Below are 19,736 nucleotides of genomic sequence, written 5' to 3'. Positions count from 1 at the left end.
TTAATCACCTGCCCGCTGTGTCTGTGACTCAATGCCTGGAATTCCTTGTACGCCCATCGCAGCTAACTCACGTTTGAGCTCACGTTCGTTCTCAACGTTCTGGCTTAGCTCCATTGCCTGTGCGAAATTCTTTACTAGACCACAGTTCGGTCCTTCCGGCGTTTCAGATGGACATACACGACCCCACTGTGTTGCATGCAGGTCACGTGCCTCGAAGTGTGGCTGTGACCGTGACAACGGAGATCGCAATCGGCGTAAGTGGCTGAGAACACCCATGTAGTCGGTACGATCAACAAGTTGTGAGACACCTGATCGGCCGCCTACCCAGTTTCCGGTTGCAAGTGGGTGTTCTAATCGTTCAGTAAGAACATCTGACCGAACAACAGTCGAAACAGACAACTGTCGGTTCCGCATGTTTGCTCGCTCTAGCTGATATTTAACATCTCGTGCTAACTTATTCAATGCCGTCCGGAACAGATCACGCATCAGGTCACCACTGACCTTGAGACGCTTGTTGGCGTAGTGATCCTTGTCGTCTGGCTGCCGTCGATCAAGAGCGAGCTCAAAGCAGGCTTCTGCCATCCGACAAAGGTAATATGCCTTGTTAATACGGACATCTTCTTCTGGGACACCCTCTTCGTGAAGGTGTGGAAGAAGATACCGATCAATGACGTAGTTTGCCCGCTTTAGCTGGTAGTTCTTTCCTTGCCCAGAGGCAACTCGCTTTCCTAATGCTTCGATTGCCTCTTGTTCTGTTTGAACGTCTGCGGCTTCCAAGTTTTCCAGCATGAACTTCACAATCTCTGGATCGTCACTGACTCTGTGGACAATTTCCTCGTCAGATTCAAGCCCCAGCGCGCGTACGAGCGTGACAAAATTCACACTTCCAGATACAGACGGGAACGAGACTTCAAGTAATCCATCGCGCGTGCGCTCAACTAGAACAAGTGCCCGGTATCCACGCCGCTGTGAGAATGTCTTAGCGACTTGAATCTCGTCGCCATATTTTTCATCGTACTCGGCAAGAATCTTATTCGGGGCAAGATCTTCGCTCGTCATTAGCACACGCTCGGACCCATTAACAATAAAATATCCTCCTGGATCAGCTGGGTCCTCTCCGATATCAATTAGCTCTTCATCGTCAAAGTTAGCAATATTACATTTATCTGATCCAACCATGATCGGCATTCGACCAATCTTTGTTTCTGTCTCGTCGACAACCCGATCTTCACCCTTTTCAGGATCTCCTTTGACAATCGCCATCTCCATGAACACTGGAGCAGAGTATGTAATATTCCGCAACCGCGCCTCTTGTGGATAGAGGAGTTCCTCACTGCCATCTGCTTCTCTTACACGAGGCGTGACGACTCGTACATCACCGAGCTCCACGTGCACCGGTTCTTCACCTTCTTTATCGCCGATGTCTGTCTCGATAGTTCCTTTCTCAGCGACGACCTCCTGCATGCCTCGTTTAAGGAAACTATTGAATGATCGAAAGTGGTGTTCAGCGAGCCGTTCCTCAGAGAAATATTCGCGCGAAATCGCGCGTCGATTGTCCCGGTCCATTATTTTATCACAAGTCGATAGGTGACTGCTTTGTCAGTTGTTCTGGAATCTCGGACGATACGTACTACGTCTCCGACTTCGGCCTCCGATGGCAGTGCCGGATCAGTCCGCCTGATCTTCGGCAAGTCGGTCTTCGAGATTCCGTATTCGTTTGATACCTCCTCAATTTCGGTCTCGTCCAGAACAGTGTGCTCTGGAACGAGTTCGTGTTGGCTTACGTCTACCATGGGTCTATAGGTGGAGAAATGACTGTCACAGGATACTACAGATATCTAACGACCGTTGAACTTATAAGCCTTGTTAACTGGTATTGTTAATTGGACTGACCTTGTCGAGTGATATCACGGTTTACTGCCCCCACGATCAGCACTCCTTGCCCTAATTTCCCATGATAGACATTCGTAACCTGATCCATATTGTTTGAAAACCCTTAAGTTAATCTCCGGACAACGAACTAATGCGTCGTGCCCGAGTGGTGTAGGGGCCCATCATACGACCCTGTCACGGTCGTGACGCGGGTTCAAATCCCGCCTCGGGCGCTATTCTTTCTGTATTATTTTGCTGGACAGTCATTTGAACTCGTACGGCCGATGTTAGTCTGATGTGCACTGAGCGGCAGTGTTTTCAACCGCTGTATTCCCGTTGTCCGTATCTGTAGCGGTCTTACCACAGGCGCTTGCCCTCGGAGTGTCTCCTCCGTGTGACGTGATCCGGTTCCGGATTTTGATGTGATGCACATTTTCTGTAACGTCGTCAATTAACAATACTTCTCCCGGAGATCTTGGAAGACGTTGCTCAAGTGATCCGCTCATGTAGGACGGCATAATCCGACGCAATACTTCTCTGTCTGGTTTAGCAGTTAATCGGTGTGTCAACAACAAGTCCGCTTGTGACGTCGCCACCTCTGGGATTGCAGCAGGACGCTGTGTTGCGGCAACAACGCTGACCCCTGGTTGTCGCCCTCGCGTGATTATCTTCCGTAGTGAGGGAAAGGCAATCCCATTGAATACGGTATGTGCCTCATCAATCAGTAACCACGGTAGCTGACTCGTTTCGTCCTGCACGCGTGCGCTATATATTTTTTCAGCCACTGTCGCACACACAGCATTAATCGCTGCATTACTCATCCCTGAACAATCAAGCACAGTGACTTTTCCTTCCATAAGACGCTCTATTGAGATCCCTTCTCCATTGAATATCTTCCAGCTCTTTGCAAGCTGCAGATAATTGATCGCTGCCTGTCGGGTTGTCTGCTGTATATCATCTGTTTCAATTTTGGCAATCATTTCCTGTAGTGTTGTACTTCTACTCGCTACATTCCAGATTGCTGTGCCAACCGCGCTTTCTGGATCAATATCCAGTAAGTTACACCATTGCTCCGGGGGAAATGAGTCTGCTGCTGCTTTTGGTGATATTATATTCTGTCCCGGAATTGCTGGGTTGTCTCCTAATGAACGAAAGACGCCCATTGGATCAACGAGAATCGGCGCGATTCCGTGAGCATGTGATAATTCTTCTGCGAGCACTCCAAGCGTGTAGGATTTACCATATCCGCGTTTTCCAAATATCATCCCCACGTGAGGCTGATCAATGTCGAGTTCTATGGCTGCTCCCTCTGTGCCATCGCGTGCTCGATAAGTCCCAATTGATGCCGATGGGCCTGTTGAAATCTCTTCTTTTCGACCGAGAACTTGCATATCGACTATGCCTTTGGCTTTGTATTTGAACTCTCGGCCGCAGATTTATATACCAGAGTCAGGCCATGCCTGCCTGTGATTGACCTTACAGAACTCGTCTCTGTGGATGCGCTCGAACGATTTCGAAACGATACTCGTGCGATTGAGGGGCTCCCGATTCGACTCGTCATTGCACTTGTTGTTGGCGTCGCCAGCCTAAGCGTAATGATGGGAATGATATCGGGAATTGGTGGATTTGGTGTTGAAGAGCTTGACGCAGATCCTCAGCCAGAAGTTGTGACTGCAGGTGATTCAGAGACTGTTGAAGTAGCTGTTATTGATCCAGACCACTCACCTGTCGCTGATGCAACGGTTGTTTTACAAGATGGTTCTGCTCAGCTCTCTGGCGGAATACAGACCGCACAAACCGGTGAGGATGGGATTGCTAACTTTGAGATATCGCCCGAATTGCATTCCAACCAGAACCAAGGTGATCTCATCATCGATATCAAACCTCCTTCCGGGAGTGACTATACGGACGAGCGAGACAATACGAACCTGCTTGTCGTTGACGAAGGAGCTTAAGTTTCAATCCAATTGATCAGTCCAATCAATCCAATCCTGTTCCCATCCTCGTCGCCGCTCATTGGCCTGCTGCTGTCGTTCTCGCTCTTCCCTTCGCATTCGGTTCCGCTCAATTGCACCTTGTTGCTCTCCTTCTACTAATAATGGGGCAAATTTGACTGTTCCGTGCTCTTTGGTTGTTCCGTCTGCATGGACTTCTGCGATGGTCTGTGTCGTTGTTCCGATTGGAATGACGAGTTTCCCATCTTGTGTAAGTTGATCAACAAGTCTCTGTGGTGGACGAATAGCAGCTGCTTCAACAAGAATTCGATCAAACGGCGCATACGATGGTAAGCCATCCTTTCCATCTTTACAGTCAACAAGAACTCCTTCGTATCCAGCCGTTTGGAGATTATTCCGAGCTTCTAGCACAACATCACGTGTAATATCGACTGCATGAACTTGAGCTTCGTCAGTAAGCTCTGCGCTGACTGCTGCGGTATAGCCAACTCCAGCACCGATAATTAAAACACTATTCGACTGCTTGATATCCAGTGCTTCGAACAGCCGACCAACTGTACTGGGAGAAAGTACTCGTGTTCCTAATTGTCTGTGCTCAGTATCTGCATACGCTTGTTGGTCATCGTCTACAAATTCATGCCGCGGGACATTTCGAAGTGCAAGTCCCAGATTTTCGCTGTGGACGACTGCCTTGGCATCATGTTCTAGGCTGTCAACCATATCGTCCCGCAGCACTGCTAGATCCATGTCAAATAGAACGGGATAGAACAGTATGAATTGAACGCTTGTATCCCTATCAAATATATAAAGACTGTTCGCTGGCGGGCCGACCACAATACCACAGAGAATCAGTCAGTTAATCGAGATTCTCTCAGTGACTATTGCATCGTGACAAAACGTACTGATCCGTGAGAAGTCCGTTGCAGTGATCCATCTTTTTCCTTTTCATATTTGTACAGCGTCTGTGACCCGACTCCGATCGGTGCAACAATTATGCCACCTTGTTTAACCTGCTTCTTTAATGGATTCGGTAGCACTTGTGGCGCACACGTCAGGTATATTGCATCGAATGGAGCGTTCTCCGGCCAGCCTTTTCGTCCATTCCCTGCCCGAAGGTTGATCTCATAGCCTAACTTACTGAGTTGCGTCCGTGCTTTTTCTGCTAACATTTCGCTATATTCGATTGAATATATACTTTTATCACCGACAATTTCAGCCATAACTGCTGCATGATATCCACACCCTGTTCCAATTTCAAGCACCTTGCTACCCATTTCTACATCGAGCATTTCAGCCATCATCCCAACCATATGTGGTGCGCTGATTGTTTGTCCATCACCAATCGGTAATGGTCGGTCTTCGTACGCATGGCTTTGTTGTTGTTCTGGAACAAATCTGTGGCGGGGAACTGACTTCATCGCCTTAATTACCTTCTCGTCGGTCAGCCTCCCCTGTTGTATTAAGGAATCCACCATTTGTTGTCGGGCGTCTTTGTACGGGTCAGACTGTCCAGTTTTCATAATCCTTCTATATTGTTACCATGGAGACCACGCCTCTGTAGTCTGATCCCTGCCGTATATTCGCTTGATATCTTTTGCTATTGCACTATCTCCCTGATAATCGAGCTTTTGGTGATCATAATTAGTTGCCTCGTCACGAATGTGAATACCCTCTACAATGAACGCCTCATCCTCAACATCGATTTCTTTTCCAACCTCAAATTCAAAGTCGCCCGGCACGTATACTTTTGTACTGTATGTCCCATCTCGCGTCCCTTCCTTTGGGTGCACAGTGATTGGAACGGCGACATTTCCAACAGCTCGAGTCCATAGCGTCTGTACTTCCGACGCGACTGCATCGTCCTCACGGGATCCATCTTTTGTTTCAACACTCGTTATCTGCGCTGTAAAGAGTCCCTCTTGTGCTTCGACGATAAATTCATCTCCAACTTCCTTTGTTTCCCCTTCTGTGACTGTCGTTGTTGCTGTAAATGATTCGTCTTCCTGCGAGATTATAACGTTAACAGTGTGCTCTGACGGGTCTGATAGCTGTGTTTTATGAACCTGTCCACACTCAGTACATTTGACCGTTGCCTGCCCTTGTTCTTTGAGAACTTCATGTACTACCTTTGTATCCGGCGAACATGCTGGACAGATAACTGCTGTCTGCGTTGCTGTAGTTGTCATATAGAAAGATACGCGCGCTAATGGTAAAAATAGCCGGTCATTAGTTGTTTCGTGATAACAGACGTGTTACCGTTTGATTTAGTTATCTGGGACTGGAAGGTCCATCTTTGTCCCGTCAACATACACTGTTGGATCTGTAATGATCCCATCTAAGTGCAGTGGTGCTTCTGTGTCCCCCCCGATCGCAGCGTCGTCACCAATTGCAAGGTGAACTGTTCCGGCTGCCTTCTCATCGAGCAATACTGAGCCAACCAAATCTGTCACGGCAGTATTTGTCCCAATCCCAAGCTCTGCAAAATTATACGCGTCCTGACCGACTTCTTCAGCAGCACTTTCTACTTGCTCTTGAATTGCTTCGTCCGAGATCGATGTTATCTGCCCGTCCTCTACCTCGAACTGCAGCTGTTGTCCCTCAAGTCTTCCGTGCGGCATCATCGTTCCATCAACAACGTATGTACCGTCTGCTGACTCAGGACTGACAAAAACTTCCCCGGCCGGCAAGTTTGAGAACTCTCCTGGTGAATGAATAATCCCAGTATCTGTATGCCATTCTCGGTCTCCTGGATAGATTGTTATGTCTGTTCCTGCCTCCGTCGTTATGCGTATTTTGTTGGCACCGGCGACCTTTTCATATACTTGATTTGAAGTTTCCTGAATCGACTCGTAATCGGCATCAAGCCCTGATTTGAAGACTTCTTCTGTTATTCCGGGAAGTGTTGCTCCACGACCTCCTGCTTCGCACGCATGCTCCCGAGCTCGCGTATGTGAGAGACTTTTCGATGTTGGAGCTAAGAATGCATCTGCATTCTGCATTGCAGCAGCAACGGGGGCAGGTGGTTCTGTCCCGTGTTGATTTCGCGATTCGTACTCAATGATTGTCGCTTCCGATGTGACATCTGTCGCTGCTTGATAGAGTGCCTTTCCGATTACCTGTGTTTTCTCGTCAGTTACTACAATTACTGATTCGCCATCTTTCAGGTCAAGACACTGGTTAATTGCTGTTTCTGCTGCTGTTTGAAGTCCCATTAATCCCACCTTAGTTTGGCAGGCAAGTGTTCCTTTCGCTGCTAGACTCAACATAATGAACTACCTTGGAGTCAAGTCTTAAGACGCCTGGTCTGTTTTCTCTGTAGAACTATTAGGAACACCCAACATTCGTCCTAAGCGTTGTTGATCTATTCAACGGGTGAACTACCCCTTCCTACTCGCTCCTTTCGGTCGCTTCTTGAGGACGGGGACTTAGCCTGTAAAAGTTAAAACCGTGTCATTTAGCTGATTTCAGGCTCCAATCCCCGTTTTCAAGGAAAGGGAAGAAGGGGCGCAGTAGGGATGGAATACAGCGCCGTTTTCGTTACACAGAATAATCGAGGCGAATGCCACGGGGCTTGATCCCATGGGGCAAGCCGACAGTTGATCCCGCCAACAACGTTCAAACACGAAGCCAACCGGCACGCTGGACAGTTCAAGTGTCGGTCGTGTGGGAAGTCGAATCATGCGGATTATAACGCCGCGAAGAACATAGCGGAGTTGTATCTCCGGCGGGGCCATCAGCCGTCCAGTCGGAGGAGCGTCAGTCAATACGCTCTGAAGTCAGGGGTAAGGACGCCGAGGTAGCCAGATACACTGGCTCACCCTGTTTCGGGGTCCGAGGTCGAGTTCACTGACAAGCCCCGTGCCACCGTGCGCGGGGCAGTTGACTAGGAGTGGCTTGATTCTTGAGGATGGAAACGTAATCTGCAAAAATTAATTTTTTTGCAGGGCTTCAATTCCGGGAAGAGGCTCACCAGTCAGCGCGCGTATGTACGCCCCACCAGCGATCGAAAGATGATCGAATGCTTTTGGATCAAGTGCGTACATTCGAACTGCCCGTGATGTGTCGCCTCCGCCGATAACCGAGAAACAATCCGTCGCTCCAATTGCTTCAAGTAACTCAACGGTCCCGGAATTGAACAGCTCATCTTCGAAGACGCCCAAAGCTCCTTTGACTAAGACCGCATCAGACTCTTCTATGATGTCAACATAATGGCTAATTGTTATTTGCCCAATATCCAGATAATCGACGGTTTTTTCATCTAATTCGTTAATTCGATGCTCCGCCCGACTGTTACCTGCTCTGTAGGCAAGATCAACAGGTAGCTCGATCCGGTCTCCGTATTTATCAAGTGCTTGATTAATCTTCTCTTGACAGTCTTCATAATACTGGTCGTAAATATCTGTTTCAATATCATATCCAACCGGATGCCCAGAGGCACGAAGAAACAGTTCTCCTACAACGCCCCCAAGTAGAAAACGATCAACGCGATCTTCTAAATGTTCCATGGCATCGATTACATCACTTGCTTTTTTCCCACCGAGAACCATCACTACCTGTCCATCAAAATCACGTGTCTGCAACGAGGTATTATATCGATACTCTTCTTCCATTACCGTTCCAGCGTATGCATCCATAATTTCCGGGAACCCAACGATGGATGCATGTGCTCGGTGGGCAACAGAGTACCCGTCGTTGACATACGCATCAAAGTGTCCAGAGAGTGTTTGTACAAACTTAGCTTCTGCATGTTCTTCGGGTGTTCGATCAGCAAGTTCTTCCTCATCGAACCGAACATTTTCCAGAAGCAGTACTTCTCCTTTGTCTAAGTTCTCGATAGCAGTTATCGCTTGATCATCAGCAAGCCCCGGTACAAATTCTACTGACGTTTCGAGATGTCCAGCGAGGATTTCAGCATGTTGTTCCAGAGAGACGTACGTGTCTCTACCCGGACGACCCTGATGGGCAATGAGGGCAACTGCATGATCTTCCGCTAACAGTTCGCTAATAGTTTCTGCATGTCGTTCAAATCGGCTATGATCCTTGACCCGACCGTTTTCCACGGGGGCATTGATGTCAATCCGAACAAGTAGCTGCTGGCCTGAATCCAAATCCCCGATTGTCTTCATATATTGACTGACGATAGGGTGACTTTTCAATCGGTCGTTTCGGGCTCGCTACCGTAGTAAATACGAGCCGTAGTCACAACATCTGTTCTGTCCGCAGTCGATGAAAAGCGTTAACCGCTACTCACGATGAGCCTATGATATGGTTCGGGTCGGAATCAACGGATACGGAACCATCGGAAAGCGGGTTGCTGATGCCGTCTGTGAGCAACCGGATATGGAACTTGTTGGTGTCGCTAAAACCAGTCCAGACTACGTAGCACAACAGGCAGTCAATCGGAACTATGAACTGCACGTGCCGGCCGACTATATGGAGCGGTTTGAAGACACTCCGATTGCTCTTGCTGGAACAACCGAAGAACTCGTCGAAAAATGTGATATTATCGTTGATGCAACTCCCGGTGGTATCGGCAAGAAAAATAAATCTCTGTACGAGCGGTTAGACACCCCGGCAATCTTCCAAGGTGCAGAAGATGATGACATAGTCGACCAAAGCTTCAATGCACGTGCCAATTACAGTGAGGCAACCGACGCTCAGTATACGCGCGTTGTTTCCTGTAACACGACCGGGCTCTCTCGTCTGATTACACCGCTTGATGATGCATTTGGTATTGAAAAAGCTCGAATAACGCTCATTCGTCGTGGTGGCGATCCTTCTCAGTCCTCTCGCGGGCCTATTGATGACATCCTGCCAGACCCAGTGACGCTGCCATCACACCACGGCCCAGACGTTAACACGATTTTCCCTGACCTTGATATTGATACCCTCGGGGTCAAGGTTCCAGCAACTCATATGCATCTACATGCTGTTAATTTCACTTTTGAAGAGCAACCGACTGTTGATGAAATTCGCGATCTTCTCTCCGAAGAGTCTCGTCTCTTCCTGATTCCAGAATGGTTCGAGATAGATGGGGCAGGCAAACTTCTTGACCTTGCGGATGATGCTGGTCGTCCCCGTGGAGATATTTGGGAGAACTGCATCTGGGAAAAATCATTCACTGTTGAAGGAAATGATTTCTACTGCTTCCAAGGTATTCATCAGGAGGCAGATGTTGTCCCAGAAAACATCGATGCAATCCGTGCGATGAACCAAATGGCCGATCAGCAAGAAAGCATCGAACTGACGAACAACACCCTTGGAATGGGAATTAAATAAACAGGCAGTTTATTGCTTGCCATCAGAACATACTATATATGAAAATAAAAAGTCGCCACCATCTTCGAAGTGACGAAGTTGATGACCTTACCGAAGAAATTCAAACGCAACTTGGAGTTGATCTGGCTGGATCTACATTCGAATTAGTGGAGCTTGCTGATTCACCGTTTGATCTTGTTTTAGTCGACGGAGATCCAACAGCAATGTATTACGAATTTGAAGACGGAGAGCGCCTCCCATTCCTTACCGTTCGCGGTGCAAACAAAACTAATCCAAATAAAAACGTTGTTACTGTTGATGCTGGCGCTATCTCGTTTGTCAGTGACGGCGCAGACGTAATGCGCCCTGGGATTGTTAGTGCTGATGATTCAATTGACCCCGATGATTTAGTTGTCATCGTTGAGGAAACTCACGGAAAGGCTTTAGCAGTTGGTCGAGCACAAGTGTCTGGTGAGGAAATGTCCGGTGACTCCGGTAAGGTCGTTAATTCAATTCATCACGTTGGAGATGAATTTTATGAATTTGCTCCATAGATTCGTAAAATACTGACTCTGTTGTATCTCTCAAGATATTATACTTTCACAGAAGGATCGAGGCGGATGCCGCGGGGCTTGCCCTCGAGGACACTGACCTCAAATGACAAAATCCCCGAAATATCAAGTATTGTCTGACGTAAAGCCTTTACGCGTACTCCGTGATTTTCTGATATGGGCCTGATGGATAAGTTTCTAGGCCAGCAGCAAACCCAACGAGATATCGACGAGTACGCAGAAATTGAGGCAGATGAATCCGAATCACTTGAACCTGAAGTGAAGATGGATGTACGGATTGCTGAAGTCCATGAGCAGCAAGATGCTCTTGATATCAAAGACGCCGTGTATGATGGAAATCTCGTAGTTGCTGACATTACTCGCCTCCGAACCTCTGACCCGACAGTAGAGCATATCACCGAAGAACTACGGCAAGTTGCTGATGAAGTTGGTGGCGATATTGTAAAGAATGGTGATGACCAGATCATCGTTACTCCGACAGGTGTCCGCATTAACCGAGAAAAGCTAGGATCCAGATAACTAAAGGTACGCTCCGCCGATACCGATGGGTACACGTGTCCCTATCTATTATACTGCCGTGAATGAAGGAGCACATCGAGGTTCGTGGAGCTGAGGAAAACAATCTGAAAGATATCGATGTTGACATTCCTCGCGAGACGCTAACTGTAGTTACTGGACTATCTGGATCTGGTAAGTCGTCGCTTGCTTTTGAGACAATATATGCGGAGGGACAGCGCCGCTATATTGAGTCACTTTCCGCATATGCTCGGAACTTTCTTGGACAGATGGACAAGCCACAGGTTGAGCGAGTTGAAGGGCTTTCGCCAGCAATTTCGATTGATCAAAAGAATGCTGCGAACAATCCGAGGTCAACCGTCGGAACAGTAACTGAATTACACGACTACTTCCGGTTGCTGTACGCCCGTGTTGGAACTCCTCACTGTCCGGAATGTGGCCGGGAAGTCGGCGAACAATCGGCAAGTACGATGGTTTCACGACTACTCGAACTGCCTGAGGGCACCCGAGCAAAGATCGCTGCCCCGGTTATCCGTGATCAAAAAGGGGCATTTGAGGACCTGTTTGATGATCTTGTTCAGCGAGGCTATACTCGCGTTGAAGTTGACGGGGAGTCGTTTGACCTGACCCTTGATCGACCTGATTTAGACAAAAATTATGACCACACAATTGATGTTATTATAGATCGAGTAAAGATTGACCCGGGACGTCGGTCACGACTTGCTGATTCGGTTGAAACAGCACTTGAAGAGTCAGATGGACTTCTAAAGGCTATCTTTCCAGATCCTCCGGATGACACTGATGGACTTGGAACAAAAGTGCGACAAACTGGTGACCTCGCAGACTCAGATGACCATGACCGGTTAGTTGTCGAATTTTCGGAGGACTTAGCCTGTACGAACTGTGGTATTGACCTCCCGGAAATTGAGACCCGCTCTTTCTCATTTAATTCTCCGCACGGAGCCTGCCCGGAATGTGAAGGAATTGGTGAAACAAAAGAAGTGAGCGAAGACTTAGTTGTTACCGATCCAGACAAACCACTCAAAGAGGTCTTTGAGCCTTGGACCTATAACAGAGCTTACTACCGTCGTCGGATCGATTCTGTAGCTGACCATTTTGGTGTTTCTGTCGAAACACCGTTTGACGAGCTTGAATCCGATATACAGGAATCTTTCCTATATGGTACTAACGAGGATGTCGTTTTTGAATGGGAAACATCCAACGGAACTCGACACAAAGAACAGCCGTTTGAGGGTGTTATTCCGAACTTAGAACGACGATACGTTGAGACAGAGAGTGATAGCACAAGAGAGCACATTGAAGAGTACATGACTGTCTCGACCTGTCCGTCTTGTAATGGAACTCGGCTTAAGCCCGCATCTCGCGAAGTACGAGTTGGTGAAACTACCATCACCGAAGTCAACCAGATGGCAATTAGCGAGGCACTTAATCATTTCCAAGGAATGGAATCTGAGTTTTCTGACCGGAACCGTGCTATTGCCGAGGAAATCCTCAAGGAAATTCGCTCTCGACTTGAATTTATGACCGAAGTTGGTCTTGAGTATCTAACCCTAAACCGGGAGGCTTCAACTCTTTCAGGTGGTGAAAACCAGCGGATTCGACTGGCAACACAGATTGGCTCCGGACTGGTTGGTGTCTTATATGTGCTTGACGAACCGTCTATTGGGCTTCATCAACGTGACAATGATCGACTGCTAAACACGCTTGAAGAACTCCGAGATCTAGGGAATACGCTCGTTGTTGTGGAACACGACACCGAAACAATGCGTCGAGCAGATAATATTGTTGACTTGGGGCCCGGACCTGGACGAGATGGCGGTGATGTCGTTGCAACGGGTGATGTTGAGTCAATCCAGTCTGCTTCTGAATCAATCACCGGACAGTATCTTTCTGGTGAACGAGCTATCCCTGTACCAGATACCCGTCGAGACCCGCAGGGACATATCACTGTACAAGGGGCTAGACAGCATAATCTTCAAAATCTGGATGTTAACTTTCCAATAGGCTGTTTCACAGCTATTACCGGCGTTTCTGGGTCTGGTAAGTCGACTCTTATGCACGAGATCCTGTATAAGTCTCTGGCAAGAAAAATTCATAATAATACAGATGTTGATCCCGGAGAACACGATGAAGTGACTGAAACTGATGCAATTGAATCTGTTCGTTTGATTGATCAAAGTCCTATTGGACGGACTCCCCGATCAAACCCGGCAACATATACAAATGTCTTTGATTATATCCGTGAACTGTTCGCTGAAACGGAACTTGCACAGCAGCGCGGATATAAAAAGGGGCGATTTTCATTTAATGTCAAAGGTGGTCGGTGTGAGGAGTGCAAAGGCCAAGGGACGGTCCGAATTGATATGAACTTCCTGTCCGATGTACACGTACCTTGTGAGGAATGCAATGGACAGCGATACAATGCTGAAACATTAGATGTCGAATACCGTGGTAAAACAATCGCTGATGTGCTTGAGATGACTGTTGACGAAGCTTATGATTTCTTTGAACATGATACTCGAATTAAACGACGTCTGTCATTGCTTCAAGATGTTGGGCTTGGATACATGAAACTCGGTCAGCCATCAACAACGCTTTCTGGTGGTGAAGCTCAACGCGTCAAACTTGCAGAAGAACTCGGAAAAAAAGACTCCGGTGAAACACTCTACTTACTTGATGAACCCACGACCGGTCTTCATCCGGAAGATGAACGAAAACTGATTGACGTTCTTCACCGACTCACCGATGACGGGAATACGGTAGTTGTCATTGAACATGAACTTGATCTTATCAAAAACGCTGATCACATTGTTGACCTTGGCCCTGAAGGAGGTGAGCACGGGGGACAAATCGTTGCATCAGGAACTCCTGAAGATATAGCACAAGTCGAAGAATCGCATACCGGCCGATACCTTCGTGACTTACTTCCAGATGTTGAGCTCCCAGGCCCACGCTCTTCACAACAACAGACTTCCGCTGCTGACGATTAGTCTATTATTTATACTCACAGAACGATCTGGGTTATGCCAAGACTAATTCAAAAGTAGTTGATATGTTATCTTAGTAAGTACAGTATTCCGGAGATTTATTTTCTCTGCGCCACGTGACTTAACTATGGTTGATCTCATTACTGTTGCACTTGTCCTCATCGGACTGGTGTTACTGTTCTCTGGTGCAGCGTTGTCGATCTATGGTGTTGCTCTTCTTGGAATTGTTCTTGGAGCTGGCGGTGGATACCTCATCGCTCCTGAGGTTGGAGGCATTATCGGTGTTGCAGAACCTGTATCATATATACTGACTGCTGGTACTGGAGCATTACTCGGCGCGATCTTAGCGTACGCAGTATTATCGCTTGCAGTTGCCGTTGTTAGTCTGGGGGCTGGTATATATCTGGGCAACGTCGTTCTCGTTCCAGACTTCATTGAAGGAGCGTGGTATGTTGAATGGGGTGCTGCATTAGGTGTTGGGCTCTTGCTGGCGTTGTTGACGCTTATTTTCACAAAAACAGTCATGATTATTGTCACCTCAGCAATTGGATCTGCACTTGCTTCTCGTTCGGTGACCATGGACGATATCCAAATGGTACACGATAACGCGACAATTGAGCCTATCCTCTTTGATCCATATGCACCGCTGTTTATCGGCCTATTCGTACTTGGCGTTCTATCTCAAGTGGGTCTATTCCGACTTGGATATGTAACGAGACTCGCCAAAATCCTTCCAGGGGCGTCCGTGCTACGGAACAAAAACGAAGAGGAAACAAATTGATCCACCCCTATTCAGGCGCTCCTGCAGGTTAACGCATCACTACGGGGCATAGATGAAGCTCATCTGGGAGGACTGTGGAATGGTTTCCACATAGAAGAAATCGATCTCTCTTTTGACCGAACAAACCAAAAATATACTCACACTAGCTCTGCTCTGATGGTGTTAACGAGCTGTTGATCTTTTCCTTCTTCATTTTCGCTCAAATTTCTATTGAGTTTTAGCCTAAGTCGAGGCCGGCCAACATCGATTGGGACTTTTTCGGTCTCAATCAATCCTCTGTCTTCCAGCTTTGTTTTTGTCCGAGAGAACGTCGCTTTTGACGCAATACCGACGTTTTCTCCCCACCGACTAATATTATATAGCAGTTCTTCGTTTCTTGCGGCCGCAAGTAGTGCCAATGTCACCTCATCTACTTCTCGCCCGTTCTCTTCTGCCCTGTCGAGCATCTGTACGAAATCCTGCTTAACCTGCTTGTTAATCTCTTCGGCCAGCGTTTCTTTCACTTCTGATATTGGTGGTGTGCGTAACTGATGTTTTCCAGCCGTTTTCCAGCGTGAGCGGTATGTTTCAACTGCTGCCTCTACCAACTCATCACTCTCTCCAATCAAGCCTGCGTAATAGTCCTGTGTGTCTACAACTGTGATTACTCGCTTCTCAGTAATGATGAGATTGTTCCCTACTGATTGATCTTTTCCCCGAATTGATAGAGTACCTTGATCTACCAAATCAGCAGCATGGCTAGCTGTGATAAAATCATCCATCGTTCTTTTGAGTGGTTGACGTTCAGCAAGCAGCTTGATGTCCGGTAACTCTCGATTATATGAAATAGTGACATTGATGAGTGTTTCAATGCTCTTCTGTGTTGGAGTGACCGTTATCAATTCCTCTGTTTCATCCATCGCTCGTTTATATATCGTCTCAAGACGCTCATCCACCAGATTTGAGCTCATGTATCTGCAATTATAATCGAAAGTCTAACACTTAATATTAACGGGCATTAATGTTTGCAAACTAAATTGTTCATACGAATTATATTCTATTACTCGGTTGTATGCATGGGTGAATAAATTATTACTCATCTTTCAAATGTTTACACATAAAAGATAATGCTATAAATTTTTCAATACTATTGTCGCATCCAACTGTCCATATTTGATTCTAATCGTCTGTGTTGGAGATAATTCAAGTAACTCTGGTCGTGTTGTAATACAAACGAACTGTTCCCACGATCCGTTCTGTAGTGCGCTTGAGAATTTGCTGTATAATCTCGATAGATCCTCGTTTGTTCGGATACCGAACGGTAAATCTGTCGCAATAATATCTGCATCTGGTAAATTCTTGGTTCCGTCTCCCTGTTTGATTGTAATCTCCTCTTCCAATCCTGCAGCATTGATATTCTCGCGCGCACAATCGATCCATCTTTTTCTTTTTTCAATCCCTGTTAGAGAGAATGATTTTGCATCCTCTGTCTTTGGAGCCTGTCTATTATGCTGACAGTTTATTGATAATCGATGGTATGCTCGCTGTGTCTCTTGGGTCGTAACAGGGAGTGGTGTCTGCCATCCGGCTGCTTCAATTGGAATTGTTCCACCCCCACACATCGGATCAAGGAGTCGATCATCTGGCTGGTAGTCGACCAACCGCAACATACTATGGGCGATTGTCGGACGAAGAGGAGCATTATGCTCGCAAACCCGCCAGTTGCGTCTATGCAGAGATACCTCCCCAGTTGTGTCTATTGCAATGATTAGTTTATCATGGCGAACAAATGCTCGAACGATTATCTCTGGATGATCCAGATTAACTGGTAACCTACTGTTGAACTGTGCTCGAGTCCGATCAACAATCCCCTGTCCAATCCGATCAGCTACTTCAACGCTTGTAAACTGATGCTCTCCGTGCCGGGTTGCTTGTACCCCGAACGACTGACCGGCAGAGACATATTCCTCGATTGGCACTGACCTTGCGATTTCATACGCGTCTTCCAGTTCTTTGATGTTGCCTTCATCTAGAATCAGCAACATGCGATGTAACTGGCGAGACCACTGATTTATATACGATATATCAGTTCGCTCTCCTGTAAACTGGATTGCACCCTGATGGTGTCTCTTTGCGCTTTGTCCGGTAAGATCATCCACTTCCTGTATTGCAAATTCTTCGAGACCTGGAACGGTTGTTCCAATAAATTTCATCGCTATAGTTGTTCAAGTTCTTCGTCTTGTCGCACAATCGGGCAATTCACAACCACAACTTGTTCAAAATCAACAAGCTCACGAATCTCTGTTCCCTCATGAGAGCATTTCATATCTGGAGGTGCAGAGAAGTACTCGCATGTCTCACAGTATGTCTCTTTGCTGATTGTTCTGACTTCCTCTTTCTCAGGCGCAGCAATCTCTTCAGCTGACTCTGCATCTAACTGTTCCCAAACAGTTTCAGTATCGATTTCTGGTACGCTTTTTTCGTCGAATAGCCCATCTCCGCCCGTCGAATCCCGTTGTCTCTCATCAATTGTTGCTGCTAAGTCTCCTAGTGGGCCCTCTCTAGGTTTCTTCGATTGCTCCTTGTTCAGATTCTCTTCTGCCTCACCGTCGGATTCTGTTTCTCCGGTTCTGTCATCAATCTCTGCTGCTAAGTCACTCAGTGGGCCTACTCGAGATTTTGAGGTTGGTTCCTCAAGCGAATCCTCCGCCTCTTTATCTGGAAATTCAAATACGTCCTCTTGATCAGATTCTTCTTCGTTGTTTCTGTTACTCATAGTTTCTCATCGTCTTTTTCTCCGACTGTGTCCCAACTTACGTCTGCAGTTTCTGTTTTCTCCGGCTCCAATTCCTCTTCAATTTGCATATCCAATGTTTCAAACTGCTCTCCAGTTAGTGCTGGATGCTTTCCTGTCTTGAGCACCCCACGACGAAGAATCCGGCGGGCTCCACTGGGAGGGCCCACCTCTGAGAACGTACTTGAACAGTATGGACACTTTGGCTCAGTTAGCAACCCGATTCGGACAGCCGACCCGCATTCTTCGCAATCTGCAACAGCGATTCCATGCTCATTTGCTTGATCTTTTAGCGCTGCTGTCGCTTCTTGCCGCTGGTGCTGTCCGATAACATTTTGAAGCTGCTTTCGGGTATCAAGTAGCGCCTTTCCTAATGTATCAACCCGCTCCTCAATTTCAGTAGTTGTGTCTCTTAGATATTCAAGAATATCTTCATAGTTCTCAAAACCTTGGTCCAACTTTGACTGTAACTGATCGATCTCTTCTTGCTGCTCACTGATTGTTGCTGCTAAACTTTCTACTGATTCCCGTGCTTCTGAAAGTTGCTCCTCAATCTCTGGGTGATTATGATCCTTTGGTGCTTTTTTGTCTGTCTCTTTTTTTACTTGAATCACTCGACTCCGGACATCTTCAATTAATTCGTTAAACTCGCCTTGCGTCGTTTCAATTCGCTGATCAAGTTCCTTTTGACCGACCAACTCGATGTCTTCATGTTCAATAGATTCGTGGTATGCAGCAACAAGTTGCCGAATAAATTCATCAGACTCCAGTCCTCGCTGGCTGGCTTCTCTGTCAATCCATTCCTTTAGTTCGTCCGGGATTGTATACTGCTGTCTGGAGTCTGAACTTGCCATTATTTAATGTAATATATCCCCGAGTATAAGAGGCCGGTTGTTATCATATATGTTGTCAGTCATTTTGTCTGATCTTTTGTCTCTGATTCCTCGGTATTCAATTTTACAGAAAATCGAGGCCGACACTCAACTCAGGAACTCCCTCGTGTTTGCAAGTGGCGTCGTGGATACCGGAACTCATCGCCGCGAAGCAGGAAGCTCCCTCTTCAAAAGAAAACCAAGGCGGATTCCCCGCGCCACCGTTTGCGGGGTCGTTGACCGAGAACATAGTCGATACACAATACGATTATCATCGAATCTTTCGAACATCGCTAATGTCGAATCCACTTTCTGTTATTTCCGTCTCAAATCGAATGATGTTTTCATCCTCAAGCTTTGATAACACGCCTCGAAATTCCTGTACAAACATTGTACGATCACGCTGTGTTCCGCTTGATTCCCATTCAAACATCAATGTTCCATCTGCTGTTTCCATCAATCGACCTACTTGCTCATCGGTCAGTGACTCCAGATTTGCAAGCATCAATAACACACCTCCTTCTCGGTTGAACACTTTCTTCAGCCCCTTCATGAGCAAGGTAATATCTGACCATCCAACTTGGTCATCCGCAATACTGAGCAGATCCGTTACCGAATCGATTGCTACAATACTCCGTGATGGCGCTGAACCTAGATATTCCCCGATGGCATCATACACATCTTCTTTTCCTTTGTCCTCCCCGAGTGTCCGGATATCACGTGTTTCTTTCATATACCATTCTGTTGGCACCTGACTCTGTCTGAAATACTCAAGTGATAGATCCCGAAATGTAATCGCGTCAGTTCCCTGGTTAACAATCTCCTCTTCCATCGTAAACTCCATCTCTCTCATTAAAGCCTCTTCATTAGCAGTAAACGAATAGTATTGAATAGATTCCGGCAATGTTGATCGCTTAGGTAACGAACCATAGTAGAAATCAAACTGATCTTTACTCTCTTTCGCAAGCCCATTCATCACCGCTGACGTATATAAAAAGTCCCTGCCTCCAGCTCCGATCTCCGTAGCAAGTAAAATCGTACTTCCGTCTGGTGCTCCACCATCAAACATTTCATCAAGACGCGAGACGCCCAGCGGAATTCGTGTCATAATAACAGATACTCCTGACTT

20 protein-coding genes and 1 tRNA gene are annotated in these 19,736 nt (G+C 46.9%); 8 read left to right on the top strand and 13 right to left on the bottom strand.

Translation table 11 applies throughout. From position 1 onward, the window contains the following. Together K0C01_RS01020 and K0C01_RS01015 are read right to left on the bottom strand one after the other, a co-directional pair. Nucleotides 1-1,566, bottom strand: a complete 1,566-nt coding sequence (locus tag K0C01_RS01020) for a DNA-directed RNA polymerase subunit B'' (protein WP_221170223.1) — start codon at nt 1,564-1,566, stop codon at nt 1-3. Next, nucleotides 1,566-1,793 (bottom strand): DNA-directed RNA polymerase subunit H, encoded by a 228-nt coding sequence (locus tag K0C01_RS01015; protein ID WP_221170222.1) that lies wholly within the window; start codon nt 1,791-1,793, stop codon nt 1,566-1,568. The genes K0C01_RS01020 and K0C01_RS01015 overlap by 1 nt, the downstream gene beginning before the upstream one ends. Nucleotides 1,794-2,032: 239 nt before the next feature. Between K0C01_RS01015 and K0C01_RS01010 the strand changes: the two genes are divergently transcribed. Further along, nucleotides 2,033-2,105: transfer RNA gene (locus K0C01_RS01010), tRNA-Asp, on the top strand. A 54-nt stretch (nt 2,106-2,159) separates the two neighbouring features. On the opposite strand, the gene K0C01_RS01005 is transcribed toward K0C01_RS01010, so the two are convergent. After that, nucleotides 2,160-3,263, bottom strand: a complete 1,104-nt coding sequence (locus K0C01_RS01005; RefSeq protein ID WP_221170221.1) for an ATP-binding protein — start codon at nt 3,261-3,263, stop codon at nt 2,160-2,162. A gap of 75 nt (nt 3,264-3,338) precedes the next feature. Between K0C01_RS01005 and K0C01_RS01000 the strand changes: the two genes are divergently transcribed. Then, a complete protein-coding gene (locus K0C01_RS01000; protein WP_221170220.1) occupies nt 3,339-3,827 on the top strand; it encodes a DUF7382 domain-containing protein in 489 nt (162 codons plus the stop codon). A gap of 3 nt (nt 3,828-3,830) precedes the next feature. On the opposite strand, the gene K0C01_RS00995 is transcribed toward K0C01_RS01000, so the two are convergent. The 4 genes from K0C01_RS00995 to K0C01_RS00980 all read right to left on the bottom strand — a co-directional run bounded on the left by K0C01_RS00995 (nt 3,831) and on the right by K0C01_RS00980 (nt 7,039). Beyond that, entirely contained in the window at nt 3,831-4,574 is a 744-nt protein-coding gene (locus K0C01_RS00995) for a protein-L-isoaspartate O-methyltransferase family protein (RefSeq protein WP_221170219.1), read from the bottom strand. 131 nt (nt 4,575-4,705) lie between these two features. Then, entirely contained in the window at nt 4,706-5,347 is a 642-nt protein-coding gene (locus K0C01_RS00990; RefSeq protein WP_221170218.1) for a protein-L-isoaspartate(D-aspartate) O-methyltransferase, read from the bottom strand. A 15-nt stretch (nt 5,348-5,362) separates the two neighbouring features. Beyond that, nucleotides 5,363-6,013 carry an HVO_0476 family zinc finger protein gene (locus K0C01_RS00985; RefSeq protein ID WP_221170217.1) on the bottom strand — a complete coding sequence of 217 codons (651 nt, stop codon included), beginning with the start codon at nt 6,011-6,013 and terminating at the stop codon, nt 5,363-5,365. A gap of 78 nt (nt 6,014-6,091) precedes the next feature. After that, a complete protein-coding gene (locus K0C01_RS00980; protein ID WP_255568336.1) occupies nt 6,092-7,039 on the bottom strand; it encodes an aminopeptidase in 948 nt (315 codons plus the stop codon). A gap of 384 nt (nt 7,040-7,423) precedes the next feature. Here K0C01_RS00980 and K0C01_RS00975 point away from each other — a divergent pair, with 384 nt between their 5' ends. Then, complete coding sequence (locus K0C01_RS00975) at nt 7,424-7,627, top strand: zinc ribbon domain-containing protein (RefSeq protein ID WP_255568335.1); 204 nt, start codon at nt 7,424-7,426, stop codon at nt 7,625-7,627. A gap of 129 nt (nt 7,628-7,756) precedes the next feature. Here K0C01_RS00975 and K0C01_RS00970 read toward each other — a convergent pair whose 3' ends face one another. Beyond that, the gene (locus K0C01_RS00970; RefSeq protein ID WP_221170215.1) at nt 7,757-8,953 is read right to left on the bottom strand and encodes a phosphoglycerate kinase; all 1,197 of its coding nucleotides are present in this window, start codon (nt 8,951-8,953) and stop codon (nt 7,757-7,759) included. Nucleotides 8,954-9,092: 139 nt separating this feature from the next. Between K0C01_RS00970 and K0C01_RS00965 the strand changes: the two genes are divergently transcribed. The 5 genes from K0C01_RS00965 to K0C01_RS00945 all read left to right on the top strand — a co-directional run bounded on the left by K0C01_RS00965 (nt 9,093) and on the right by K0C01_RS00945 (nt 14,962). Further along, nucleotides 9,093-10,106, top strand: coding sequence for a type II glyceraldehyde-3-phosphate dehydrogenase (locus K0C01_RS00965; protein ID WP_221170214.1), 1,014 nt, complete (start codon nt 9,093-9,095; stop codon nt 10,104-10,106). A gap of 38 nt (nt 10,107-10,144) precedes the next feature. Beyond that, nucleotides 10,145-10,639, top strand: coding sequence for an RNA-binding protein (locus K0C01_RS00960; RefSeq protein ID WP_221170213.1), 495 nt, complete (start codon nt 10,145-10,147; stop codon nt 10,637-10,639). 174 nt (nt 10,640-10,813) lie between these two features. Then, a complete protein-coding gene (sepF, locus tag K0C01_RS00955; RefSeq protein WP_221170212.1) occupies nt 10,814-11,176 on the top strand; it encodes a cell division protein SepF in 363 nt (120 codons plus the stop codon). Between the two features lie 62 nt (nt 11,177-11,238). Continuing rightward, nucleotides 11,239-14,184, top strand: a complete 2,946-nt coding sequence (uvrA, locus tag K0C01_RS00950) for an excinuclease ABC subunit UvrA (RefSeq protein WP_221170211.1) — start codon at nt 11,239-11,241, stop codon at nt 14,182-14,184. Nucleotides 14,185-14,308: 124 nt separating this feature from the next. Next, nucleotides 14,309-14,962 carry a phosphate ABC transporter permease gene (locus K0C01_RS00945; protein ID WP_221170210.1) on the top strand — a complete coding sequence of 218 codons (654 nt, stop codon included), beginning with the start codon at nt 14,309-14,311 and terminating at the stop codon, nt 14,960-14,962. A gap of 137 nt (nt 14,963-15,099) precedes the next feature. On the opposite strand, the gene tbsP is transcribed toward K0C01_RS00945, so the two are convergent. The 5 genes from tbsP to K0C01_RS00920 all read right to left on the bottom strand — a co-directional run bounded on the left by tbsP (nt 15,100) and on the right by K0C01_RS00920 (nt 19,715). Further along, the gene (tbsP, locus tag K0C01_RS00940; protein WP_255568333.1) at nt 15,100-15,912 is read right to left on the bottom strand and encodes a transcriptional regulator TbsP; all 813 of its coding nucleotides are present in this window, start codon (nt 15,910-15,912) and stop codon (nt 15,100-15,102) included. 159 nt (nt 15,913-16,071) lie between these two features. Next, a complete protein-coding gene (locus tag K0C01_RS00935; protein ID WP_221170209.1) occupies nt 16,072-17,154 on the bottom strand; it encodes a THUMP domain-containing protein in 1,083 nt (360 codons plus the stop codon). Between the two features lie 2 nt (nt 17,155-17,156). Further along, nucleotides 17,157-17,717: a DUF8135 domain-containing protein gene (locus tag K0C01_RS00930; RefSeq protein ID WP_221170208.1), complete on the bottom strand. Its 561-nt coding sequence runs from the start codon at nt 17,715-17,717 to the stop codon at nt 17,157-17,159. After that, the gene (locus K0C01_RS00925) at nt 17,714-18,589 is read right to left on the bottom strand and encodes a hypothetical protein (RefSeq protein ID WP_221170207.1); all 876 of its coding nucleotides are present in this window, start codon (nt 18,587-18,589) and stop codon (nt 17,714-17,716) included. Before K0C01_RS00925 ends, K0C01_RS00930 begins: the two co-directional genes overlap by 4 nt. 289 nt (nt 18,590-18,878) lie before the next feature. Next, nucleotides 18,879-19,715 carry an RAD55 family ATPase gene (locus K0C01_RS00920; protein WP_221170206.1) on the bottom strand — a complete coding sequence of 279 codons (837 nt, stop codon included), beginning with the start codon at nt 19,713-19,715 and terminating at the stop codon, nt 18,879-18,881. Nucleotides 19,716-19,736 lie beyond the last annotated feature (21 nt).

Source organism: Salinarchaeum sp. IM2453 (assembly GCF_019693215.1).
Taxonomy (GTDB): Archaea; Halobacteriota; Halobacteria; order Halobacteriales; family Salinarchaeaceae; genus IM2453.
Note: the sequence above shows the minus strand (reverse complement) of the source record. Positions and strands in the feature narration are given on the sequence as shown.